Annotated in this window: 21 protein-coding genes; 6 read left to right on the plus strand and 15 right to left on the minus strand. The window is 69.9% G+C overall.

Going from position 1 to position 22,514, the window contains the following annotated elements:
• Positions 1 to 51 precede the first annotated feature (51 nt).
• Entirely contained in the window at positions 52 to 1,074 is a 1,023-nt protein-coding gene (locus ACFU6I_RS09605) for a glycosyltransferase family 2 protein (RefSeq protein WP_384363444.1), read from the minus strand.
• A gap of 274 nt (positions 1,075 to 1,348) precedes the next feature.
• Here ACFU6I_RS09605 and ACFU6I_RS09610 point away from each other — a divergent pair, with 274 nt between their 5' ends.
• Positions 1,349 to 2,713 (plus strand): LCP family protein, encoded by a 1,365-nt coding sequence (locus tag ACFU6I_RS09610; RefSeq protein ID WP_384363446.1) that lies wholly within the window; start codon positions 1,349 to 1,351, stop codon positions 2,711 to 2,713.
• Positions 2,714 to 2,779: 66 nt separating this feature from the next.
• On the opposite strand, the gene ACFU6I_RS09615 is transcribed toward ACFU6I_RS09610, so the two are convergent.
• Entirely contained in the window at positions 2,780 to 3,328 is a 549-nt protein-coding gene (locus ACFU6I_RS09615; RefSeq protein ID WP_266984929.1) for an acyl-CoA thioesterase, read from the minus strand.
• A gap of 120 nt (positions 3,329 to 3,448) precedes the next feature.
• Between ACFU6I_RS09615 and ACFU6I_RS09620 the strand changes: the two genes are divergently transcribed.
• Entirely contained in the window at positions 3,449 to 4,735 is a 1,287-nt protein-coding gene (locus tag ACFU6I_RS09620; protein ID WP_384363448.1) for an LCP family protein, read from the plus strand.
• A gap of 48 nt (positions 4,736 to 4,783) precedes the next feature.
• Positions 4,784 to 4,987: a hypothetical protein gene (locus ACFU6I_RS09625; RefSeq protein ID WP_384363450.1), complete on the plus strand. Its 204-nt coding sequence runs from the start codon at positions 4,784 to 4,786 to the stop codon at positions 4,985 to 4,987.
• A 45-nt stretch (positions 4,988 to 5,032) separates the two neighbouring features.
• Here the strand turns inward: ACFU6I_RS09625 and ACFU6I_RS09630 are convergent, their stop codons facing one another.
• Both ACFU6I_RS09630 and ACFU6I_RS09635 read right to left on the minus strand, forming a co-directional pair.
• Positions 5,033 to 5,512 (minus strand): hypothetical protein, encoded by a 480-nt coding sequence (locus ACFU6I_RS09630; protein ID WP_384363452.1) that lies wholly within the window; start codon positions 5,510 to 5,512, stop codon positions 5,033 to 5,035.
• 377 nt (positions 5,513 to 5,889) lie between these two features.
• Positions 5,890 to 7,047 carry an acyl-CoA dehydrogenase gene (locus ACFU6I_RS09635; protein ID WP_326792388.1) on the minus strand — a complete coding sequence of 386 codons (1,158 nt, stop codon included), beginning with the start codon at positions 7,045 to 7,047 and terminating at the stop codon, positions 5,890 to 5,892.
• Between the two features lie 189 nt (positions 7,048 to 7,236).
• On the opposite strand from ACFU6I_RS09635, the gene ACFU6I_RS09640 reads away from it, so the two are divergent.
• Complete coding sequence (locus tag ACFU6I_RS09640) at positions 7,237 to 8,580, plus strand: UDP-glucose dehydrogenase family protein (protein WP_384363582.1); 1,344 nt, start codon at positions 7,237 to 7,239, stop codon at positions 8,578 to 8,580.
• 346 nt (positions 8,581 to 8,926) lie between these two features.
• On the opposite strand, the gene ACFU6I_RS09645 is transcribed toward ACFU6I_RS09640, so the two are convergent.
• The 3 genes from ACFU6I_RS09645 to ACFU6I_RS09655 are packed head-to-tail and all read right to left on the minus strand — an operon-like array spanning position 8,927 to position 11,867.
• The gene (locus tag ACFU6I_RS09645) at positions 8,927 to 10,159 is read right to left on the minus strand and encodes a dipeptidase (protein ID WP_384363454.1); all 1,233 of its coding nucleotides are present in this window, start codon (positions 10,157 to 10,159) and stop codon (positions 8,927 to 8,929) included.
• Between the two features lie 32 nt (positions 10,160 to 10,191).
• A complete protein-coding gene (gene purE, locus ACFU6I_RS09650; protein WP_384363456.1) occupies positions 10,192 to 10,731 on the minus strand; it encodes a 5-(carboxyamino)imidazole ribonucleotide mutase in 540 nt (179 codons plus the stop codon).
• Entirely contained in the window at positions 10,728 to 11,867 is a 1,140-nt protein-coding gene (locus ACFU6I_RS09655) for a 5-(carboxyamino)imidazole ribonucleotide synthase (protein WP_384363458.1), read from the minus strand. The genes purE and ACFU6I_RS09655 overlap by 4 nt, the downstream gene beginning before the upstream one ends.
• A 175-nt stretch (positions 11,868 to 12,042) precedes the next feature.
• Between ACFU6I_RS09655 and ACFU6I_RS09660 the strand changes: the two genes are divergently transcribed.
• A complete protein-coding gene (locus tag ACFU6I_RS09660) occupies positions 12,043 to 12,576 on the plus strand; it encodes a GtrA family protein (RefSeq protein WP_384363460.1) in 534 nt (177 codons plus the stop codon).
• A 56-nt stretch (positions 12,577 to 12,632) separates the two neighbouring features.
• Here ACFU6I_RS09660 and ACFU6I_RS09665 read toward each other — a convergent pair whose 3' ends face one another.
• Both ACFU6I_RS09665 and ACFU6I_RS09670 read right to left on the minus strand, forming a co-directional pair.
• Positions 12,633 to 13,898, minus strand: coding sequence for an ATP-binding protein (locus ACFU6I_RS09665; protein WP_384363462.1), 1,266 nt, complete (start codon positions 13,896 to 13,898; stop codon positions 12,633 to 12,635).
• A gap of 15 nt (positions 13,899 to 13,913) precedes the next feature.
• Positions 13,914 to 14,591: a response regulator transcription factor gene (locus ACFU6I_RS09670; RefSeq protein ID WP_266984907.1), complete on the minus strand. Its 678-nt coding sequence runs from the start codon at positions 14,589 to 14,591 to the stop codon at positions 13,914 to 13,916.
• 492 nt (positions 14,592 to 15,083) lie between these two features.
• Here ACFU6I_RS09670 and ACFU6I_RS09675 point away from each other — a divergent pair, with 492 nt between their 5' ends.
• Positions 15,084 to 16,574, plus strand: a complete 1,491-nt coding sequence (locus ACFU6I_RS09675) for an oligopeptide:H+ symporter (protein WP_384363464.1) — start codon at positions 15,084 to 15,086, stop codon at positions 16,572 to 16,574.
• 81 nt (positions 16,575 to 16,655) lie between these two features.
• Here the strand turns inward: ACFU6I_RS09675 and ACFU6I_RS09680 are convergent, their stop codons facing one another.
• From ACFU6I_RS09680 to ACFU6I_RS09705, 6 genes are all read right to left on the minus strand, one after another.
• Positions 16,656 to 18,062, minus strand: a complete 1,407-nt coding sequence (locus tag ACFU6I_RS09680; protein WP_384363584.1) for a hypothetical protein — start codon at positions 18,060 to 18,062, stop codon at positions 16,656 to 16,658.
• Between the two features lie 14 nt (positions 18,063 to 18,076).
• Positions 18,077 to 19,204 carry a hypothetical protein gene (locus ACFU6I_RS09685; protein ID WP_384363466.1) on the minus strand — a complete coding sequence of 376 codons (1,128 nt, stop codon included), beginning with the start codon at positions 19,202 to 19,204 and terminating at the stop codon, positions 18,077 to 18,079.
• Entirely contained in the window at positions 19,201 to 20,127 is a 927-nt protein-coding gene (locus ACFU6I_RS09690) for a hypothetical protein (RefSeq protein WP_384363468.1), read from the minus strand. The genes ACFU6I_RS09685 and ACFU6I_RS09690 overlap by 4 nt, the downstream gene beginning before the upstream one ends.
• 139 nt (positions 20,128 to 20,266) lie before the next feature.
• Complete coding sequence (locus ACFU6I_RS09695) at positions 20,267 to 20,926, minus strand: peptidase (RefSeq protein WP_384038935.1); 660 nt, start codon at positions 20,924 to 20,926, stop codon at positions 20,267 to 20,269.
• 189 nt (positions 20,927 to 21,115) lie between these two features.
• Positions 21,116 to 21,619: an ATP-binding protein gene (locus ACFU6I_RS09700; protein WP_345517763.1), complete on the minus strand. Its 504-nt coding sequence runs from the start codon at positions 21,617 to 21,619 to the stop codon at positions 21,116 to 21,118.
• 236 nt (positions 21,620 to 21,855) lie between these two features.
• Entirely contained in the window at positions 21,856 to 22,224 is a 369-nt protein-coding gene (locus ACFU6I_RS09705; protein WP_384363470.1) for an STAS domain-containing protein, read from the minus strand.
• Positions 22,225 to 22,514 lie beyond the last annotated feature (290 nt).

Here is a 22,514-nt window from a genome sequence, read left to right on the forward strand (position 1 = left end):
CTGTTTCTCCGCGGAGAAACAGCCGGCGCCCCTGTTCATGTCCGTGCCGGGTCAGACCGCCTGTCGCTGGACCGCCGGGCGGCGGCTGGCGATGACCTTCCTCGCCAGCGAACGCGGGCTGGTCAGGAAGCCGTAGCCCCAGGACATGTGCATGGTGGCCAGCGCCACCGGTATCTGGGCCCGTGCCTTCAGCGACAGGCCCTTGCCCGCCGGGAGGGACCCGGCGACGATAGCGGCGACATAACCGGCCGGGACGACGAGCGCCCACGGGGTGACGGCCGCGCCGACCACGAGGCCCGCCGCGATCGCGCAGACGGCGGTCGGCGGGGCGAGATAGCGCAGGTTGATCGAGCCGGAGTGGTAGCGGGCGACGACATGGCGCCAGCGGCCGTAGTCCTTGTACTGCTTGGCCAGGGCCTTCACCGAGGGACGCGGCCGGTACTGCACCTTCAGCTCCGGCGAGAACCAGATCAGACCGCCGGCCTCGCGGATCCGGAAGTTCAGCTCCCAGTCCTGGGCGCGGATGAACTCCACGTTGTAGCCGTCCGCCTTCTCCAGCGCCTCGCGGCGGAAGACGCCGAGGTAGACGGTCTCGGCCGGGCCCGCCTGGCCGCCGGTGTGGAAGGCCGCGTTGCCGACGCCGATCTTCGATGTCATGGCCGCGGCGACGGCGTCCTCCCAGGCGTTCTCGCCCTCGGCGTGCATGATGCCGCCGACGTTCTGCGCGCCGGTCTCCTCCAGGAGGCGGACGGCCGTCGCGATGTAGTTCGGCGAGAGCATGCCGTGGCCGTCGACCCGCACCACGACGGGGTGCGAGGAGGCCTTGATCGCGGCGTTGAGCGCCGCCGGGGTGCGACCGGTCGGGTTCGGCACGGTGTGGACCCGGGAGTCCTCCCGTACCAGCTCGGCGGCGATCTCGTCCGTACGGTCCGTGGACGGACCGAGCGCGATCACGACCTCCATCTCACCGGCGTACTCCTGCTCCAGGATGTGCCGGACGGAGTTCCTGAGATGGCGTTCCTCATTGAGCACCGGCATGATCACGGAGACGGCGGGGTACTGCGCGGCAGACATGTGGTCCTCGGGGGGTCCTCGGGGGCGCCGGGGGCTCTCACCCCAGGAGGCGGCGTTTCGGCCGCCACGTTACCGCGAATGGGGGACGCGGGCGCGCGCCGCAAGGTCGCTTCCCGGTATGGAGATCGTACGGGCCTACTGTGCGAACGATCCCCCTTGCACCGCGGAGGTCCCCCACGTGCCCACACCGCACCGCTCCCCCCGTCCGCCGCGCCCCCGCGCCGCTCCCCCGCAGCTCAGGTCGAGAAAGCAGGACGAGAGGCCCCGCTGGGGCATGCGGGTCGCGACCAGCCTGTCCGTGCTGGTGCTCGGCGCCGGCGGGATCGGTCACGCCGTGGTGGCCAACCTGGAGACCGGGATCGACCGCATCGACCCGTTCAAGGACATGAAGAACCGGCCGCGGGCCGGGAACGGCACGAATCTGCTGCTCGTCGGCACCGACGGCCGCGACAGCATCACCCCGGACGAGAAGAAGAAGTACCGGCTGGGCGGTGCTCCCTGCCACTGCACCGACACGATCATGCTGGTGCACCTGTCGGCGGACAAGGAACGCGCGAGCATTGTCTCCCTGCCGCGCGACAGCTACGCCGAGATCCCGGAACACCGCGACCGGAACACCGGCGCCGAGCACGCCGCCCACCCGCTGAAGCTGAACGCCGCCTACGCGGAGGGCGGGCCGAATCTGACCGTACGGACCGTCGAGGACATGACCGGCATCAAGATCGACCACTACCTGGAGGTCGACTTCCCCAGCTTCATGAAGACGGTCGACACCCTGGGCGGGGTGCAGATCTGCACCGTCCGGCCGATGAAGGACTCGCACACCGGTCTCGATCTCGCCGCCGGCACCCACCGGCTGAACGGCGGGCAGGCGCTCCAGTACGTGCGCTCGCGCCATGTCGACGGGGCCGCGGACCTGGGCCGGATGCAGCGCCAGCAGCGGTTCCTCGCCTCACTGATCAAGCAGACGACCAGCAGCGGTGTGCTGCTGAACCCGGTGAAGTTCCGGGAGATCGCCTCGACGATGCTCCATTCGGTCCGGGCCGACGAGGGGTTCGGCACCGCGCAGATGCTGGACCTCGGCCAGGCGATGCGCGGCTTCACCGCGGCGTCGTCCGAGTTCACCTCCGTACCGGTCAGCGATCCCTCCTATCCGGTCAAGGGCATCGGCTCGACGGTCAAGTGGGATCCGGTGAAGTCGACGAAGCTGTTCCAGGCGCTGCGTGACGACAGGCCCCTCGCGGCGAAGCAGCCGGAGCAGGCCGCGGCGAAGACCGTCGATGTCGCGCCGCAGCAGATTCGGGTCCAGGTCTACAACGGGACCCCGATGGACGGCCTCGGCAGGACAGCCGACGACGCCCTGCGCGCCACCGGCTTCAATACGACGCGGGCCCCGCTCGACGGGGCACCGCGGGAACTGAAACACACCCTGGTCGAGTACGACCCGAGGTGGGACCGGTCGGCGAAGTCGCTGGCGGCGGCGCTGCCGGGGGCCGAGCTGCGGGCAGTCAAGGGGCAGGGCGCGACGATGAAGGTGACGACGGGCACGGACTTCAGCAAGGTCGAACGGGTACGGGGCGAGGACACGCACCGGGGCGCGTTCGCCGCGGTCACGGGCGACCAGGTGACGTGCCCGTAGCGAGGCGCCCGGCCGACGGAGCCCGGGGCGGCGGTCCGCCCCGGGGCCGGGGAGGGCACCCCGCCGTCAGTCCTCGATGCCGTCCGCCACGCGCTTCTCGCGCAGTTCCTTGATCGCGCGACGCCGGGCCAGCCGGTGCGTGCGCCGGATCTGCGCCTCCTGGTAGCGCCGCTTGTCGCGCTCCGTCTCGGGGATCACCTGCGGTACGGGGCGCGGCTTGCCGTCCCCGTCGACCGCCGCGAAGACCAGATACGCACTGCCGACCTGCTGGGCCGGGGTCGATTCGTTCCACCGCTCGGCCATGACCCGGACACCGACCTCCATCGAGGAACGGCCGGTCCAGTTCACCTGGGCACGGACGTGAACAAGGTCACCGACGCGTACCGGCTCCAGGAAGACCATCTCGTCCATCGAGGCCGTGACCGCGGGTCCGCCGGAGTGCCGGCCGGCCACGGCGCCCGCCGCGTCGTCGACCAGTTTCATGATCACGCCGCCGTGCACCGTACCCAGCAGATTGGTGTCGTTGCCGGTCATGATGTGGCTGAGGGTGGTCCGGGACGCCGCAGTCGGCTTGCCCGGAATGTCGCCCTCCGGACGTGGGGCCTGATCTGTCATACCGTCCACCTTATGCGGGGGCCCTGGGCCTCGGACATTGCATCAGCTTCGCAACAGCCCAGGCCCGATATCTCACACCCCCTTGTAATACCGGCACGCCCGGACTGCACACTGGACCGCATGAGCGACAGGCCCGGTGGATGGACCGACGACCGCAACGACCGCTACGGGTGGGGCAGTGACAACGCCCAGCCCGAGGGCGCCCGCGTCATGCGGCACGTCCAGCGGCGCCCCGCGCCGCCTCAGCAGCGTCCGACGGCGCCGCGACAGCGTCAGCCCGAGGCGCCGCAGTACTCCGGCGGCTATGACGACAGCGCAGGGTACGACGACGGTTACAACACGGGCCACGTCTACGGCGGCGGCCACGGCAACGGCGGTGGCTACGGCGGCGGCCGGGGTGACGGCGGTTACGTCCAGGGGCGGCCCGCGCCGGACTGGCGCCGCCGGATAAAGATAGGCACCCTGACCCTCGTGGTCGTGGTGCTGGCCGTCTCCGTCGGCACGTACTTCTGGGCCGACTCGAAGCTCAAGCGTGAGGTCGACCTCTCCAAGGTGATCGAGCGACCGCACGAGGGCGACGGCACCAACTATCTGATCGTCGGCTCCGACAGCCGCGCGGGCATGACGGCCGAGGACAAGAAGAGGCTCCACACCGGCTCGGCCGAGGGCAAGCGGACCGACTCGATGATGATCCTTCACGACGGTTCGAACGGGCCGACGCTGGTCTCGCTGCCGCGTGACTCGAACGTCGAGATCCCCTCCTACAAGGGCTCCGACTCCGGCAAGCTCTACCCGGGCCGCGGCCGCTTCACCAAGCTGAACGCCGCCTACGCCGAGGACGGACCCGAACTGCTGGTCCGTACCGTCGAGTTCAACACCGGGCTGCACATCGACCACTACGTCGAGATCGGGTTCGGCGGCTTCGCCAAGATCGTGGACGCGATCGGCGGCGTGGAGCTCGACATCCCCAAGGCGTTCAAGGACAAGAACTCCGGCGCCGATTTCCAGGCCGGCAAGCAGACCCTCAACGGCGAGCAGTCCCTCGCCTTCGTGCGGACCCGTTACGCCTTCGCGGGCAGCGACCTCGACCGTACGAAGAACCAGCAGAAGTTCCTCGCGGCACTGGCGAGCCAGACGGCGACGCCGTCCACGATCCTCAACCCGTTCAAGCTGTATCCGACGATGGGCGCCGGTCTCGACACCCTGATCGTCGACAAGGACATGTCGCTGTGGAACCTGGGCAACATGTTCTTCGCGATGAAGGGCGTCACGGGCGGTGACGGCACGTCCATGAACATGCCGATCTCCGGCTCCACGGGCGGCAATCTGGTCTGGGACAAGGCCAAGGTCAAGCAGCTGGTGGAGCAGCTCAACAACGACGAGAAGGTCACCGTCTCCGGTAACTGACAGCAGGGGAAGACAGGGCCCGGACGGTTCACCGTCCGGGCCCTCTTCATGCGCAGCAACCGGCCCGGCGCCCGGCAGTCCCGACGCCCCGACCGAGCTGCGCCGGGACTGCCGGACCGCCTGCTCCGTACGGACACCGTCGCCCGCGCCGGTCATGTCGCCCAAGTGGTGCCGGCGGGCGGCCGGTTCGTCGTCGGCCCAGCACCTTCCTCGCGTACCGCCGGTGCCGACGGGCGGCGCCGGCCTGCCTGACATACGCCCGCACCCCGGGAAGGGGCGGCGGGTGAGATCCGACGCTCAGGCGCTGTCCTGCCCACGGGGTGCGGCGGGGTCGACCTCGTCCAGGTCCTCGTACAGAGCGTCCAGGACCCGCCCCGTGGGCTCGCCCGCCGGGGACAGTTCAGCCAGGCACCAGCCGGGCAGCTGCTCCTCGACCCCCGGCGGAAGCCGGCCGTCCGTGGGGTCGGCGAGGCCGTAGAGGACACCGAAGGCGGTCTCCTTCGCCACCTCGCGGGCTATCTCACCCAGCTCCTGGTGGGTCAGGCCCAGCCGGAGCGCCCGCCCGACCGCCCCGGCGGCGGAGCCCTCTTCCGCGTACGCCCCGACCCAGTCGGGTGCTGCCGTGCTCCAGGCGTCGATGTCCTGCCAGACCATGCGGAGGAACCGGTAGCGGGCAAGCTGTGGAATGTTCTCCTCCGCCTCGGAGTCCGCCCAGCCCCGGGCGTCGTCGGCGCCGAGCGCGGTGAACAGCGCGGTGAGCCTGTCGATGTCGTTCATGGACAGGGAAAGTACGCCACGGAAGGGGACGCGCCTACGCCCTCGACCCGTCTCGGCGATGGGCGCCGGGATACGGTGCCGACATGGTCCGTGGCCGGGCCCGGCGGGAAACCGCTACCCTCGCCGGACCGGGACCGCGCAGTCCCGCAGGCTGCGGAGCCGTGGCAGAGCGGCCCATTGCGATCGCTGTGAGGGAGGTCCCCCTCACAGCGACTGACGGGGTCCGGGGCGGATCCTGCCCCTACCTGTCCGCGGGTTCGAATCCCGCCGGTGCCGCAGCCGAACAGCACCACCAGCCCACGGGAGTTCCCGGCAGCCGTCGGAAACGGCCCCCGGCATGGCGCCGGGGGCCGTCTCGCACAGCTGGAACCGAAGGGCTACGGCAGGTTCCTCGCCATGACGATCCGCTGGACCTGGTTCGTGCCCTCGTAGATCTGGGTGATCTTGGCGTCGCGCATCATCCGCTCCACCGGGTAGTCCCGCGTGTAGCCGTAGCCGCCGAGCAGCTGGACCGCGTCCGTGGTGATCTCCATCGCGACATCGGAGGCGAAGCACTTGGCCGCGGCACCGAAGAAGGTGAGGTCGCTGTCGAGGCGCTCGGACTTGGCGGCGGCCGAGTAGGTGAGCTGGCGGGCCGCCTCCAGCTTCATCGCCATGTCGGCGAGCATGAACTGGACACCCTGGAAGTCACCGATCGGCTTGCCGAACTGCTTGCGCTCCTGGACGTAGCCCTTGGCGTAGTCGAGGGCGCCCTGCGCGATGCCGAGGGCCTGGGCCGCGATCGTGATGCGGGTGTGGTCCAGCGTCTTCATCGCCGTGGCGAAGCCGGTGCCCTCCTCACCGATCATGCGGTCGGCCGGTATCCGGACGTTGTCGAGGTAGACCTCGCGGGTCGGGGAGCCCTTGATGCCGAGCTTCTTCTCCGGGGCACCGAAGGAGACGCCCTCGTCCGACTTCTCGACGACGAACGCCGAGATGCCCTTGGAGCGCTTGGTCGGGTCGGTGACGGCCATCACCGTGTAGTACTCGGAGACGCCCGCGTTGGTGATCCAGCGCTTGACACCGTTGAGGACCCAGAAGTCGCCGTCACGGACGGCCTTGGTCTTCATGCCGGCGGCGTCGGAGCCCGCGTCGGGCTCGGAGAGGCAGTACGAGAACATCGCGTCGCCCTTGGCGAGCGGGCCCAGGTACTTCTTCTTCAGCGCCTCGGAACCCGAGAGGATCACCGGGAGCGAGCCGAGCTTGTTCACGGCCGGAATCAAGGAGGAGGAGGCGCAGACGCGGGCCACCTCCTCGATCACGATCACGGTGGCGAGGGCGTCGGCGCCGGCGCCTCCGTACTCCTCGGGGACGTGCACGGCCTGCAGCTCGGAGGCGACCAGGGCGTCCAGCGCCTCCTGCGGGAAGCGGGCCTCCTCGTCGACCGCCGCCGCGAACGGGGCGATCTTCGCCTCGGCGAGCGCACGGACCGTCTCGCGGAGCATGTCGTGCTCCTCGGCCGGACGGTACAGGTCGAAATCGGTGGAACCCGCCAAGACTCTCACTCCCCAGGGACGCTAACTACCGTTAAGTAACCCAATTTTAGGTGCCCTGGCCCACAAAGACCTATGAGGGCTGCACGTGAGCTTCGCGACAAGGGTCCCCCAGGCCCGTAAATCCCGGTCTTCAAAGGCACGACTATGCTCGTTCACCGCATGTCTGTCCGCATCTCTCTGGAGCACTCCATGGCCCTCAGAATCACTGTGATCGGCACCGGCTACCTCGGCGCCACCCACGCCGCGGCCATGGCGGAGCTCGGCTTCGAAGTGCTCGGGCTCGATGTCGTGCCCGAGAAGATCGAGATGCTCAGCAGCGGCCGGGTCCCGATGTACGAGCCGGGGCTGGAGGAGCTGCTCCGAAAGCACGTCGCGGGCATCGAGGGATCCACCGGGCGGCTGCGGTTCACCACCTCGTGGGAAGAGGTCGGTGCCTTCGGCGATGTGCACTTCGTCTGCGTGAACACTCCGCAGAAGCACGGCGAGTACGCCTGCGACATGTCGTACGTGGACTCCGCCTTCGAGTCGCTGGCGCCGCAGCTCACCCGGCCCGCGCTGGTCGTCGGCAAGTCGACCGTGCCGGTGGGCTCCGCGGTCCGGCTCGCGGCGCGGCTGGCCGAGCTCGCGCCGGTGGGAACCGACGCGGAGCTGGCCTGGAACCCGGAGTTCCTGCGCGAGGGCTTCGCCGTGAAGGACACCCTGCACCCCGACCGGATCGTCGTCGGGGTGGAGAGCGAGCGGTCCGAGAAGGTGCTGCGCGAGGTGTACGCGGTGCCGGTCGCGGAGGGGTCGCCGTTCGTGGTGACGGACTTCCCGACCGCGGAACTGGTGAAGACCTCGGCGAACTCGTTCCTGGCGACCAAGATCTCCTTCATCAACGCGATGGCGGAGGTCTGCGAGGCCGCCGACGGCGATGTGGCGAAGCTGGCCGAGGCGATCGGTCACGACGAGCGGATCGGATCCAAGTTCCTGCGGGCCGGTATCGGCTTCGGCGGCGGGTGTCTGCCGAAGGACATCCGGGCGTTCATGGCGCGCGCCGGTGAGCTGGGCGCGGACCAGGCGCTGACCTTCCTCCGTGAGGTCGACTCGATCAACATGCGGCGCCGCGGCCACATGGTCGAGCTGGCCCGGGAGGCCGTGGGCGGGGAGACCTTCCTCGGCAAGCGGGTTGCCGTGCTGGGTGCGACGTTCAAGCCGGACTCGGACGACGTACGCGACTCGCCCGCCCTGAACGTCGCCGGGCAGATCCACCTCCAGGGCGGCCAGGTCACCGTCTACGACCCGAAGGGCATGGACAACGCCCGTCGGCTCTTCCCGACGCTCGGGTACGCCGAGTCGGCGCTGGACGCGGTGCGCGGCGCGGACGTGGTCCTGCACCTGACGGAATGGCGCGAGTTCCGCGAGCTGGACCCGGCGGTGCTGGGCGAGGCCGCCGCACACCGGATCATCCTCGACGGCCGCAACGCGCTGGACAGCACGCTGTGGCGCGAAGCGGGCTGGACATTCCGGGCGATGGGCCGGCCCCGCGCCTGACCCGCCCTACCGGCGGAGTTCGCCGATCGTGACCGTCGACGGGGCCCGGCGGAGCTGTGCCGCACGGGAGGCGAATTCGGCCTCACGCACCACGCGTGCCGTGTTCTCCCAGGTCAGCGCCGCGACATCGAATGCCGACGAGGGTATGCGGCAACGAGGGCGCGGACCCGGTCGATGCGGTCGAGGGTGGCGCTGACCGCCCGGTCGTCGGCGTGCTCCGCGGCGACCGGGAGGGACCGGAACCGGGCGCCGACGCGCAGCCGGGGGGCGTCCGTGTCCAGGGATCGTTCGCCCGGTTCGGGGTCGCACCGGCGGACGGGGGAACGTCCTCCCGTCCCGTGGAACGTCAGGACGCCCGGACGTCCAGTTGCTGGATCGTGGCGTGGGACGGGCCGCGTCGCGTCTGCAGGTCGCGGGCGACGGCCTCGGCGTCGCGCAGCACCCGTACCGCGTTGTGCCAGGTGAGCTTGGCGAGGTCGGCGGCGGACCAGCCCCGGCCCAGAAGTTCCGCGATCAGGTTCGGGTAGCCCGCGACATCCTCCAGACCTGCGGGGAGGAACGCGGTGCCGTCGTAGTCGCCGCCGATGCCGATGTGGTCGATCCCGGCGACCTCACGCATGTGGTCGAGATGGTCGGCGATCGTCGCCACGGTGGCCATCGGGCGCGGGTGGGCGGCCTCGAACTCCGCGTGGATCTTCATGGCCTGCGCGGTGGTGTCGAGGTGGTGCAGACCGTGGTCACGCATGTTCCGGTCCGCCGCGCGGGTCCATTCGACGGCTTCCGGGAGGACGAACTTCGGCACGAAGGTCGCCATGGCGATGCCGCCGTTGGCCGGGAGCTGCGCGAGGACGTCGTCGGGAATGTTGCGCGGGTGGTCGCAGATCGCCCGCGACGACGAGTGCGAGAACATCACCGGCGCGGTGGAGGTGGCGAGTGCGTCGCGCATCGTCGTGGCCGCCACATGGGAGAGGTCGACCAGCATGCCGGTGCGGTTCATCTCCCGCACCACCTCATGGCCGAACGGCGAGAGACCGCCGACGCCCGGCTCGTCCGTCGCCGAGTCCGCCCACGCGATGTTGTCGTTGTGGGTGAGCGTCATGTAGCGGACGCCGAGGGTATGCAGGGCGCGCAGGGTGCCCAGCGAGTTGTTGATGGAGTGGCCGCCCTCGGCGCCCATCAGGGAGGCGATCCGGCCCTCGGTGCGGGCCGCCTCCATGTCGTCGGCGGTCAGTGCGCGCCGCAGGTCCGCGGGGTAGCGGTCCAGCAGCTCGGCGACCACGTCGATCTGTTCGAGGGTGGCGCTGACGGCGTCCTCGCCCGCCATGTCGGACCGTACGTAGACGGACCAGAACTGCGCCCCGACGCCACCGGCGCGCAGCCGCCCGATGTCGGTGTGGAGGTGGGCGGACTGGTCGGTGGCGATGTCGCGGGCGTCCAGGTCGTATCCGACCTGTTCCCGGAGTGCCCAGGGCAGATCGTTGTGACCGTCGACGACCGGGTACTCGGCGAGGAGTTCCGCGGCCTGTGCCCGGTGGTCCCCGACGTGGTCCGTGGTCCGGTCCGCGATCTGCTCCGCCATGGTCGCCCGCTTCCGCTTGTTGTCCGCTGTGTCTACTTGCCGAAGCCGAAGGAGTCGCTGCCCTCGACCTTGCTGCGCAGCCGCTTGCCCTTCTCGGTCGCCTGGTCGTTCAGCTCCTGCTGGAACTCCCGCATGCGGGCCAGCAGTTCGCTGTCGTGGGCGGCGAGGATACGGGCGGCGAGCAGACCCGCGTTGCGCGCGCCGCCGACCGACACGGTCGCAACGGGCACACCGGCCGGCATCTGCACGATGGACAGCAGGCTGTCCATGCCGTCCAGGTACTTCAGCGGAACCGGGACGCCGATGACGGGCAGCGGGGTGACCGACGCGAGCATGCCGGGCAGGTGGGCTGCGCCGCCCGCGCCGGCGATGATCGCCTTGAGGCCGCGGTCCGCGGCGTTCTCCCCGTACGCGATCATTTCGTGCGGCATGCGGTGGGCGGAGACGACGTCGACCTCGTACGGGATCTCGAACTCGTCGAGGGCCTTGGCCGCTGCTTCCATGACGGGCCAGTCGGAGTCCGAACCCATGACGATGCCGACGACCGGCGCGACGGAGGCGGGGGAAGTCATTCGGTGATCGTTCCTCGCAGGTAGTCGGCCGCGTGCCGGGCGCGCTCACGCACGTCCGCCAGGTCGTCGCCGTAGGTGTTGACGTGCCCGACCTTGCGGCCCGGCTTCACGTCCTTGCCGTACATGTGGATCTTGAGCTGCGGGTCGCGGGCCATGCAGTGCAGGTACGCCTGGTACATGTCCGGGTAGTCGCCGCCCAGGACGTTGCACATGACCGTCCAGGTGGCACGCGGGCGCGGGTCGCCGAGCGGCAGGTCGAGAACGGCCCGGACGTGGTTGGCGAACTGCGAGGTGATCGCGCCGTCCTGGGTCCAGTGCCCGGAGTTGTGCGGGCGCATCGCGAGCTCGTTGACGAGAATGCGGCCGTCACGGGTCTCGAAGAGTTCGACGGCGAGGTGGCCGACGACACCGAGCTCGGCGGCGATCCGCAGGGCCAGCTGCTGCGCCTCACCGGCGAGCTGCTCGCTCAGCTCGGGAGCCGGAGCGATGACCGTGTCGCAGACGCCGTCGACCTGGATCGACTCGACGACCGGGTAGGCGACTGCCTGGCCGTGCGGCGAGCGGACGATGTTGGCCGCCAGCTCCCGTACGAAGTCGACCTTCTCCTCGGCGAGGACCGGGACACCCGCCCGGAACGGGTCGGCCGCGTCCGCCTCGGAACGGACCACCCAGACGCCCTTGCCGTCGTATCCGCCGCGGACCGTCTTCAGGACGACGGGGAAGCCACCGACCTCGGCCGCGAACGCCGCGGCGTCCGCCGGGTCGGTCACGATGCGGTGGCGGGGGCAGGGCGCGCCGATCTCGCCGAGCTTCGCGCGCATCACCCCCTTGTCCTGGGCGTGCACCAGCGCGTCGCGGCCGGGGCGCACGGGAATGCCGTCCGCCTCCAGGGCCTGCAGATGCTCGGTCGGGACGTGCTCGTGATCGAAGGTGATCACGTCACAACCGCGCGCGAAGGCGCGCAGCGTGTCCAGGTCGCGATAGTCGCCGACGACGACTTCGCTCACCACCTGGGCCGCCGAGTCCTGAGGGGTGTCGCTGAGGAGCTTGAATTTGATGCCGAGGGGGATGCCCGCCTCGTGGGTCATACGGGCGAGCTGACCGCCACCGACCATGCCGACTACCGGGAACGTCACGCCTCCAGGATATCGGGCGTCCGGGGGACCGCCGGACGAAGCCCCGGAGGGCGGCGGCCGGAGGCTCCGTGCCACAGGCTCGCCACGCCTCGATGGATGCTCACAGGTATCTCATGGGAGGCCTCGATAGCATGACTGGGTTGACCGAATCCACGGACGGGGCTGAGCCATCACCATGAACGAACGGGGCGTACTACGGACCCGGCTGGATGCGCTGGCCCGGGAGATCGCCAAGTTCGGCGTGGTCGGTGCGATGGGTCTGCTGGTCAATGTGGGGGTGTCCAACCTGCTGTGGCACACCACGGACCTTCAAGTGGTGCGGGCCAGTCTGCTGGCCACGTTCGTCGCCATCCTCTTCAACTACGTGGGCTTCCGCTACTGGACGTACCGGGACCGCGACAAGACCGGGCGGACCCGGGAACTCACCCTGTTCCTGCTGTTCAGCGCGGTGGGTGCGGCGATCGAGAACGGCGTGCTGTACACGGCGACGTACGGCTTCGGATGGAACGGCCCGGTCCAGAGCAACGTCTTCAAGATCCTGGGAATCGGGATCGCGACGCTGTTCCGGTTCTGGTCCTACCGGAGCTGGGTGTTCAAGGCGCTGCCTGCCGAAGACGGCGTAGGTGTGGTGGCGCAGGGGCGCGGGGCCGCGGACCAGGTGCCGGTGGAACGGGTGCCGGTCGAGCCGGCGGAGCCCGTACGGCGTTGAGGCACCGGGACCGACCGGTCGCCGCCTCGTCCTCGATCCCCCTCGACGGGCTCGATTCAGCGGACCGGTCGTTCCGGTTCCGCGCGGTTCAGGGCCACCCGGCTCAGGAACAGGGCGAAGACCGCCGGTTGCTGCTGGAGCAGTTCCAGGCGACCGCCGTCCGCCTCGGCCAGATCGCGGGCGACCGCGAGGCCGATTCCCGTCGAGTTGCGGCCGCTGATCGTCCTCTCGAAGATCCTGGCGCCCAGATCGGGCGGGACGCCGGGACCCTCGTCCGTCACCTCGATGACCGCCTGGTTGCCGGTGACCCGGGTGCGCAGGGCCACCGTGCCGCCACCGTGCATCAGTGAGTTCTCGATCAGCGCGGCCAGCACCTGGGCGACCGCGCCCGGCGTGCCGACGGCCCGCAGACCCTGTTTGCCGGAGCGGACGATGGCGCGGCCCTCGCCGCGGTAGGCGGGGCGCCACTCCTCGATCTGCTGCTTGACGACCTCGTCGAGGTCGAAGACGACCGCCGAGCCGGTGCGCGGGTCGCGGGCGTTGGTCAGCAGCCGCTCCACCACGTCGGTGAGGCGCTCGACCTGGGTGAGGGCGATGTTCGCCTCCTCCTTCACCGTGTCCGGGTCGTCGGTGACGGAGATCTCCTCGATCCGCATGGAGAGCGCGGTCAGCGGCGTGCGGAGCTGGTGGGAGGCATCGGCTGCGAGCCGGCGTTCCGCGGTCAGCATCCGGGCGATCCGTTCGGCGGACGAGTCGAGGACGTCCGCGACCCGGTCCAGCTCGGGCACCCCGTACCGCTTGTGGCGCGGCCGAGGGTCACCGGAGCCCAGGCGTTCAGCGGTCTCGGCGAGGTCGGTGAGCGGCGAGGTCAGTTTGTTGGCCTGGCGTACGGCGAGGAGCACCGCGGAGACGATCGCGAGCAACGCCACCGCCCCGATGATCATCAGGGTGCGCCCGACCTCGCTGGTGACGGCGGAGCTGGACTCCTCGACGGTGACCTTCTCGCCCTGCTCCCCCTTCGCTGTGCTTCTGATCACACTGCCGGTGGGGCGGGTGCCCACTTCGATGGGGGTGCGGCCGGGGATCTCGACCCGGGCGTACCGGTTGTGGGCGACCTGTTGGGCCAGCACCCCGGGGTTGATCCGTTCCGCCCCGAGGAGCCGGCTCTCGACCACGCTGATCAGTCGCAGCGCCTCGGAGTCGACACTCTCCTGGGCGCTGTTGCTGATGGTGCGGGTCTCGACGATGACGAGGGAGACGCCGAAGACGGCGATCACCACGAGCACCACGGCGAGCGTGGAGTTGATCAGTCGGCGGCGCATGACTGTTTCTGTACGTCAGCTCTTCTCGAACCGGAAGCCGACGCCCCGGACGGTCGCGATGTAGCGGGGGTTGGCCGCGTCGTCACCGAGCTTCTTGCGGAGCCAGGAGATGTGCATGTCGAGCGTCTTCGTGGACGACCACCAGGTGGTGTCCCAGACCTCGCGCATCAGCTGGTCGCGGGTGACGACCCGGCCGGCGTCGCGGACCAGGACCCGCAGCAGGTCGAACTCCTTCGCGGTGAGCTGGAGCTCCTCGTCGCCCATCCAGGCCCGGTGCGATTCGACGTCGATCCGCACCCCGTGCGTGGCGGGCTGCGGGGTCGGGTCGGTGGCGCCGCGCCGGAGCAGCGCCCGGACCCGGGCGAGGAGTTCGGCCAGGCGGAACGGCTTGGTGACGTAGTCGTCGGCTCCGGCGTCCAGGCCGACGACGGTGTCCACCTCGTCGGCGCGGGCGGTGAGCACCAGGATGGGCACGGCGTGGCCCTCGGCGCGGAGCCGTCGGGCCACTTCGAGGCCGTCCATCCCCGGCAGGCCCAGGTCGAGCACGACCAGGTCGATGCCCCCCTGGAGGCCGGCGTCGAGAGCGGTCGGACCGTCTTCGCGGACCTCGACCTCGTAACCCTCCCGACGCAGGGCGCGAGCCAGCGGCTCCGAGATGGAAGCGTCGTCCTCGGCGAGCAGTACACGGGTCATGGAGTGATGGTAGTCCGCATGGGGCGGCCACCGGGAGGTGATCCACAAGGCCTTTAGGTCTGCGCCCCATTCGGAGGGGGACCTTGGAATATGCGAGTCTGGTTGCACCCGGACCTGTGATCCATCTCTCAAGTCCTTTCATATCGACCACCGTCGTGTCGTATGGTGACTCGACGCCTGTTGCACTACTCAAAGACCTTTGGGCAGCTTTAAGCGCCAAGGGTCTTTTTTGTGCGTGGGCTGGTAACTGCCAGCCCTGACTTCAGTGAATGACCTGTGGCCGGGCCCGGAGCGCAAGGAAGTGCGCCGGGCGTGGATCCCGATGCAGCTGGTCCCCGACTCCGGTACCCGCTCCGTACACCGTGCGGAGTCCGGAGCGAATCCCTTCTCAGGCGTGTAGGGATGGGGCATTTGCCGCGTCGGTGCCGGCCTCCCCCCACCGGGCGCGTCACGCTCACGAGGCGCCGCGTCCCGAGCAAGCAAGGATCGACCATGGCGTCCAGCCTGACGAAGGACTCCGCCAGCACGTCTGGCTCCGAGAAGACCTTCTTCGGCCACCCCCGCGGCCTGGCCACTCTCTTCATGACCGAGATGTGGGAGCGCTTCAGCTACTACGGCATGAGGGCCCTGCTCCCCCTCTACCTGATCGCCCCCAACGGGCTTCACATGAACCCCGCCACGGCCACGGCGATCTACTCGGTCTACGTGTCGCTGGTGTACCTGCTCGCGATGCCCGGCGGCTGGTTCGGCGACCGTGTCTGGGGTCCCCGCAAGACGGTCGCCATCGCCGGCGCGGTCATCATGATCGGCCACCTGGCGCTGGCGCTGCCCCTGCAGGGCACCTTCTTCGCCGGTCTCGGACTCGTCGCCATCGGCTCCGGTCTGCTGAAGTCCAACATCTCCACGATGGTCGGCCACCTCTACGACGGCCCGGACGACCCGCGCCGCGACGGTGGCTTCACGATCTTCTACATGGGCATCAACGTGGGCGCCTTCGCCGCCCCGCTGGTCATCGGCACCATCGGTGAGAACGTCAACTGGCACCTGGGCTTCGCGCTCGCCGCGGCAGGCATGGGGCTGGGCCTCGTCCAGTACCTGCTCGGCACCCGCCACCTGAACCAGCGCAGCCTCGTCGTCCCGAAGCCGCTGTCGGCCGTCGAGCGCGCCTCCACGCTGCGCAAGGGCATGATCTGGCTGGCCGTCGCGGCCGTCTTCTACATCGTCACGGTCGTCACCGGCGTCTACACGCTCAACTGGATCCTGGTCCCGATCACCATCGCGGGTCTGGTCATTCCGGTGATGGTCCTGACGCGCATCAAGCGCGACAAGGAACTCAGCGCCGCCGAGCAGTCGAAGATGTCCGGCTACATCTGGTTCTTCGTCGCCGCCGCCATCTTCTGGATGATCTACGACCAGGGCGGTTCGACCCTGGCGATCTTCGCCGACAGCTCGGCCGACAACAGCGTCTTCGGGTGGAACTTCCCGGTCTCCTGGTACCAGTCGGTCAACCCGGTCCTGATCATGGCGCTGGCCCCGGTCTTCGCCGCCTTCTGGCTGGCGCTGAACCGGCGTGGCAAGGAGCCGAGCACGATCGTGAAGTTCAGCTCCGGTCTGGTGCTGGTCGGTGCGTCGTTCTTCCTCTTCCTGATGCCGCTGACGATCGCCACGGACGGCCACAAGGCCGCCGCGATGTGGCTGGTCGCGATCTACTTCGTGCAGACCGTCGCCGAACTGACGCTGTCCCCGGTCGGTCTCTCCGTCACCACGAAGATGGCTCCGGCCAAGTACGCGAGCCAGATGATGGGTGTCTGGTTCCTCGCCGTCACCGCCGGTGACTGCACCACGGGTCTGCTCTCCATCGCGGGTGTCGACCTCAACGGCACCGGGATCGTCGCTCTGCAGGCCGCCCTCGCGGCGGCCGCGGGTGTCGCGATCTTCCTGTACCGCAACAAGGTCAAGCAGCTCATGGGCGACGTGCACTGAGGCACTGAGGCGCTGAAGCACTGAAGGGCCGCTGCACCGGATCGTCGGTGCAGCGGCCCTTCGCGTATCCGGCGGCTCAGCTCACCGGGTGCCGCGCAGCCTGCGCCACGGGGTGAACGTGAACACGGCACCGCCCAGCAGGATCGCCGTACCGGCGACCAGGCCGAGTGCGCGCAGGGTGCCGTTGTCCTCGGCGCCGGTCTCGGCCAGTCCGCCTCCGGAGTCCGTACCGCCACCGGTCGTGGCGCCGCCCGTGTCCGAGCCGCCCACGGCCCCGCCGGGCTGGGACGAGGTGTCCAGCTCCAGGGAGACCGCGACGCCGGCGGGCGGGGTGCAGGTCGTCGTCGTGCCGAGCGCCTTCACGGTCAGCACGCCGGGGCTGAGGGTGGACTTACCGCTCGCGCCCGGCTTGTACGTACCCGTGAGATCGGGGATCTCGATCGGTTCACCGGACTTGATGGGCTCCTTGTTGGTGGGGCCCTCGACATGGACCGTGCCCTTGTCGGCTCCGCCGAGCTTGACCTCCATGGAGGGCTTCACGGAATCGGCCGGGATGTCGGCGGGGCTGTCCATGACCGACTTGCCGAACTTCACCGTGAGGTCGAAGCTGCCGCCGTTCCTCTTCGCGTTGATCTTCACCGGGGAGGTGGCGTTCTTGTCACCGATCGGCGTCCTGCAGGCGTACGCGACAGACACCTCCTTGCCCTCGAAGTCGGTCTGACCACCACCGCCGCCGCTCGCCCCGGCGGTGGTGCCGCCCGAGCCACTGCCTCCGGTGTCCGTACCGCCGGCCGTCGTGCCCGCTGTCGTTCCCCCTGCGGCCGTCGTGCCGCCCGCCGTGGTGGAGCCGGTGGTCGTCCCGCCCCCTGTCGTACCGGTGGTCGTCCCGCCCCCTGTCGTACCGGTGGTCGTCCCGCCCGCTGTCGTGCCGGTGGTCGTCCCGCCCGCCGTCGTACCGCCACCGTCCGTGACCTTGATCGTCGCGCCCGGCTGAACGGCCTCCTTCGGGGAGCACTTGGTGTCGGTGGAGATCGGCTTCGACACGTTGATGTTGTACGCGCCCGGCGTCAGCGTGATCTCACCGGCCTTCTCCAGCTTCAGCGTGCCCTTCATGTCGGGCAGCACCATGGCGCTGTTCTTGGGGATCGGCGGGTTCTGCCGTGGCCCTTCCATCTGCAGTGTTCCCGTGGCCGCGCCGCCGACCTCGATGGTGCCGGTCGGCTTGACCGTGTCCTTCGCCAGGTCCAGGACGTCGGGGTTCCTGGAAGCGGCCTGGACCGTCTTCCACACCACCTCGACGCTGTCCCCGACCTTTGCCTCGGCGGGCGCGGTCAGCTGCACCTCGGTCGTGCCCTGCACAGGAGGCAGTCCGGAGATGGATGGCGGTATGCACTCCGTCTTGTACGAGACGTCGGCGGCCAGGGCTGGGCTCGCGGCCAGCAGGATCCCCGCGCCGCCGAGCATCAGCGCGACTCCGGCCGCGCTCATCCTCCGTTGCGTGCTCACGAATGTCCCTTCGTCGTGGGTCTGTTCTCTGACGGTGCGGAATCCGGTGTGAACCACGGCAGCGCGGCCGTGGTGGTCGCGCCCGTGGCGGGTCCTGCCGCGGACGCTGTCGAGGGGGTCTCCGGGGCGCGCGGTCCCCGGCGCAGCCTCGGCAGCTTCGCCGTCACGTCGGCCGACAGCGGATGGCGGTGGCGGCCGGCGCGGGCCGGCGTGTACGCGGCGCGGGGCCGCACCTTGTCGACGATCGCCATGCCGATGCGGAACACCGCGGCCGGTACGACGACGCAGAGCAGGATCCAGAAGAGCGTGACGCCCCAGGGGCGGCCCACCCCCCACGGCTGTTCGGCCAGTGTTTTCGTCCCGTACCGCAGGGAGATCCGGTAGTCGCCGTGGGCGCCCGCCGTCAGTTCGACCGGCAGTGCGATCCGTGCCTTGCGGCCGGGCGCGATGGTGCCGCGCCACTGCCGCTCCTCCCACTGCGGGGCGAAGACGCCGTGAGCGGTGCCGACCCGGAAGACCGGGTCCTTGACCGGCGCCGAACCGAGGTTGCCCACGGTGAAGACGAGTTGCCGGGAGGGCGGGGCGCCGAACCAGGTGAGGATTCCGCTGTCGCCCTCCAGCCGGGTGGTGGCGAGCACCGCGAGCTTTCCGCCGTTCGTCTGTTCCGGCAGTGGGGCGACGGGGTGTCCGGCGACGACGAACCCGGCGTCGGCGGCTGCCTGTTCCCCGGTGACCGTCGCGACATGCACCACGCAGGGGCACGGCCTGGGCGGTTCGGATACCGGCATCTTCTTGCTGAAGGCGCCCCTGGCGTCGGTGGTGACGGCGCGTCCGTCGGCGTTGGCGCAGGAGTTGGTGCCGCCGATGACGCCCGTGCCGGGGGCGGACTGTCCGCAGATCAGCATCATCAGCAGGGTGTTCGGCCGCCATCCGGTGCCCTTGACGGTAATGTCACCGCCCTTGCCCGCCTGCTGCTCGGAGAGGGTGACCGCGGGCTTTCCGTCCGCCGCGCGGGCGCCGGGCGCGGGCAGGAGCAGCAGGGCGGGCAGCAGCGCGACGAGGAGCGCGGCGGCCCACCGGTGGCTGTCGCGCCGGAGGGACGCCGGTCCGATCTGTCGTCTCACGATTCCGCTCCCGCCTTCACCAAGTGCCTTCTCTCTGCCGTGGTTCGAGCTGCGTCGCCGTGGTCCGGGCCGTCGTCGCCCGGTGGGCGGCGGTGGCTGCGCCGCAGCCGGTACGCGTACGCGCCTGCGGCGGCCGCGGCCAGGACCAGGGCGCCACCGGCCACCGGCGCCCAGGGGACGAGGACCGCCCGGACTGTCGCCTCGCTGTGCGCTCCGCCCGCGGCGGTGACGCGGAGCCGGACGGTGGCGGAATCGAGGGCGGGGGGGTTCCGCCACGGTTCGGTGAGTTTCACCCGCTGTCCGGGCAGCAGGTCCACCGGAAGGTTCCGCGCCTCGCGCCGCAGCAGGGTGCCGAAGACCCCGTCCGCGCTGACGGCGAGGCGCGGGGCGAGGGCCGCGTTGCCCCGATTGACGAGGGTGTAGTGGATGGTCCGCCCGGACACGCTGACGTCCTCCAAGGTCAGCGCGGTCAGCGTGGGCCCGCTGACCCGCAGATGGACGCGTACGCCCACCGAGCGCCCGGAGTGCTCGGCGACGATCGCCCCCGGGTGGTCGCCGGGTGACGCACCTGCCGGGACGGTGACGGAGAACGGCACCTCGGCGCGGGTACGGGCGGGGACGGTGATCCGGTCCGCGGCGAGCCGCAGCCAGGCGCCGGTCCCGGTGGAGTCCTTCGTTCCGCGTACGGCGAGGTCACCGCTCCCGGAGTTGTACGCATCCGCCCCACGCAGTCGCACGGCGACCGGGGCGGTGCCCGGGTTGGTGACGGAGAGCCGGTCCTGCAGCACGGTGCCGGGCAGTCCCTCCAGATAGAAGTACGGTCTGCCGCCGTCCTCGCCGCTCCGGTTCCCGGCGCCCACCGCGGGCTGCGCCGTCCAGTCCGCGCCGCTCCGGTCGGCGGCGGTCGCCGGGTTCGCGGTCAAGGCGCAGGCGAAAGCGCACAACAGGGCTGCGAGAACGGCTCGGACGGCGTGACCGGTCGACGGTGACATAGGGGCGGGCTCCCTGCTGCGTACAGAACGGGCGTGTACGTACGGACGGCGCGCGGCGGCTCCGTGGAGCTCAGCCCGCGGCCCGTTGTCCGCGCCTGGTCAGCCACAGCACCCCGGCCGCACCGGTCAGCAGTACCGTGCCGCCGAGCGTCCCGAGCGCCATCGCCGAGTCGAGCGGTCCGGTCTTCGGCAGGGTCGTTTCCGAGGTGTCCTTCGAGCCGCCCGCCGCCGTCACATCGAGTTCGAGCGACGGCTTCGGACTGTTGCCCGGCGTGCAGGTCGTGGTCGTACCGAGCGCCTTGATGGTGAGGACCCCGGCCGTGAAGCCGACCTTGCCGCTCTTCCTCGGGGTGTACGTACCCGAGAGGTCACTGATCTTGATCGGGGTGTTCGCCGGGATCGCCGCGGAGTTCGCCGGTCCCGAGACCTGGACCTGACCCGATTCGGCGCCGCTCAGCCGGATGACAGCGCTGGGCTTCATGGCGCCCTTGCCCAGCTCGACGGGGCTGGACGAGACGCCCTTCTGGAAGGACATCGTGAGCGTGTAACTGCTGCCGCTCTTCACGCTCTTGATGTCGATGGGCGAGACCGCGCTCTTGTCGCCGATCGGCGTCTTGCACTTGTAGTCGACGTCCACGACCGTGGCGTGGGCGGCGGGCGCGGCCAGCAGCACCACCGAGCCGGCCAGCGCGGACGCCAGCGCGAGAGCTGTTCGCTTCGGGTACGGCACCTCAGTTCCCCTCATGCCGGAAGTCGCCGCGCGCCGTATCACTCCGACGCAAGTTACTGACGACACATCAGATTGGGCGCTCAAGGTACGCCTGGGGCCGTATGGAGGGAAGACAAAGAGCGCGCCGATCCGGCGCGCTCTTCGTGGGCAGGAAGGAGGGGCCGTACGGCCCGACGGTTCGGGTGATGACTACGCGGGGGCGGCCAGCTCCGCCCATACGGTCTTGCCGGGCTCGCCCGGCACCCGCTGGACACCCCAGTCCAGGCAGAGCCGCTGCACGATGAACATGCCGTGCCCGCCGGGCCGGCCCGCCCGGTGCGGGGTGCGTGGCGCGGGCTGTCCCGCACCGCCGTCGACGACCTCCACCCGCAGCACCTTCGAGGTGCAGGCGATGCGAAGCTCCTCGGGGCCTTCCGCGTGCAGGCAGGCGTTCGTGACCAGTTCGGAGACGACCAGCAGGACGTCCTCGGCGGCTGCGCGCCGGTCGGCGCTCGACGCCGGGAGCCAGCCCCAGTCGTGGAGTGCCTGACGGGCGAAATCGCGGGCCGTCGGCACGATGCCGCTGACCTCCCGCAGGGGCAGCGTGCGCCACCGCCGGTCGACGGGCCCGGAGGAGGCTGCGTCGGCGCCGTCGCCCGCGCCCTCCGGCTCCCGGCCGAGGTCGCCCGGCGGATGCTGCCGGGTGGTGCTCATCAGCGCTTCACCTCACCGATTCACCATGTCGCCATTGAACAGTTACAGATACAGATACGGGTGCGGCTGCCGAAACGGGCACCGACCGCATACGGAGTGTGCAGGCCACTCGGGTCACACGAGGTTCGCCGGGGTGTCTCCTGCCCGGCCGTATCGTGACAACACCCACTTCGCCCATGCGGAATGCGTGAGGCAGGCGACACCCGGGACGGCTGAGACTGCGCTCCGGGCCACGATCAGGTGTCCAGCGCCGATTCGAGGGAGTCGTGGACGGTGAAGACCGCCTCGGCCCCGGTGATCTCGAAGACCCTCGCCACCACCGGCAGCATTCCGGCCAAATGGACGCCTCCCCCGGCCGCCTCCGCCTTGAGGCGGGCACCGAGCAGCACATTGAGCCCGGTGGAATCACAGAATTCGAGTCGCGAACAGTCGACCACCAGTCGGGTCCGTCCTTGTTCGACCGCGCTCTCCAAGGGTTCGCGGAGCAGATCGGCCGTGTGGTGATCCAGCTCACCCACCGGCGTCACCACCTCGCTGCGCCCCTCTGTCCGGACCTCGACCCGAAGTCGACCCCGGTTCGCACTGCCGACCGTCTGGCGGTCCATGCCCGTCCCTCTTCGCCGTTCGTCACTGCCTGCGTCACCGTGCGCGTCACTCTCTGCGATGGCGCGTGCGGTTGCGTGTGTAGCTGTCGCTGACGTTCGTAAAACACTACGCGTTCCGTACGGCACACGGTAGCCGAAGACCTCAACAAACCGGACATATAGCCTCAATTGGCGGTTGTATCTGCACGTCCGGACCGGGTAAGGGTAGAGGGACACCCGAAACACAACCGGCTTTGGAGGCGCCGCTTCACCGCAGGAACACGTATGGGCATCGGCAGCCATATGCCGAG

It is taken from the genome of Streptomyces sp. NPDC057486, from assembly GCF_042802415.1.
Lineage (GTDB): Bacteria > Actinomycetota > Actinomycetes > Streptomycetales > Streptomycetaceae > Streptomyces > Streptomyces yanii.

Bases quoted from the DNA above. Each gene is read 5' to 3' on its own strand.
- ACFU6I_RS09700 (WP_345517763.1), bottom strand. From the start codon at position 21,619: ATGAGCACCACCCGGCAGCATCCGCCGGGCGACCTCGGCCGGGAGCCG.
- ACFU6I_RS09620 (WP_384363448.1), top strand. From the start codon at position 3,449: ATGAGCGACAGGCCCGGTGGATGGACCGACGACCGCAACGACCGCTAC.
- ACFU6I_RS09630 (WP_384363452.1), bottom strand. From the start codon at position 5,512: ATGAACGACATCGACAGGCTCACCGCGCTGTTCACCGCGCTCGGCGCC.
- ACFU6I_RS09670 (WP_266984907.1), bottom strand. From the start codon at position 14,591: ATGACCCGTGTACTGCTCGCCGAGGACGACGCTTCCATCTCGGAGCCG.
- ACFU6I_RS09625 (WP_384363450.1), top strand. From the start codon at position 4,784: ATGCGCAGCAACCGGCCCGGCGCCCGGCAGTCCCGACGCCCCGACCGA.
- ACFU6I_RS09680 (WP_384363584.1), bottom strand. From the start codon at position 18,062: ATGAGCGCGGCCGGAGTCGCGCTGATGCTCGGCGGCGCGGGGATCCTG.
- ACFU6I_RS09605 (WP_384363444.1), bottom strand. From the start codon at position 1,074: ATGTCTGCCGCGCAGTACCCCGCCGTCTCCGTGATCATGCCGGTGCTC.
- purE (WP_384363456.1), bottom strand. From the start codon at position 10,731: ATGACTTCCCCCGCCTCCGTCGCGCCGGTCGTCGGCATCGTCATGGGT.
- ACFU6I_RS09645 (WP_384363454.1), bottom strand. From the start codon at position 10,159: ATGGCGGAGCAGATCGCGGACCGGACCACGGACCACGTCGGGGACCAC.
- ACFU6I_RS09660 (WP_384363460.1), top strand. From the start codon at position 12,043: ATGAACGAACGGGGCGTACTACGGACCCGGCTGGATGCGCTGGCCCGG.
- ACFU6I_RS09615 (WP_266984929.1), bottom strand. From the start codon at position 3,328: ATGACAGATCAGGCCCCACGTCCGGAGGGCGACATTCCGGGCAAGCCG.
- ACFU6I_RS09675 (WP_384363464.1), top strand. From the start codon at position 15,084: ATGGCGTCCAGCCTGACGAAGGACTCCGCCAGCACGTCTGGCTCCGAG.
- ACFU6I_RS09665 (WP_384363462.1), bottom strand. From the start codon at position 13,898: ATGCGCCGCCGACTGATCAACTCCACGCTCGCCGTGGTGCTCGTGGTG.
- ACFU6I_RS09640 (WP_384363582.1), top strand. From the start codon at position 7,237: ATGGCCCTCAGAATCACTGTGATCGGCACCGGCTACCTCGGCGCCACC.
- ACFU6I_RS09610 (WP_384363446.1), top strand. From the start codon at position 1,349: ATGCGGGTCGCGACCAGCCTGTCCGTGCTGGTGCTCGGCGCCGGCGGG.
- ACFU6I_RS09705 (WP_384363470.1), bottom strand. From the start codon at position 22,224: ATGGACCGCCAGACGGTCGGCAGTGCGAACCGGGGTCGACTTCGGGTC.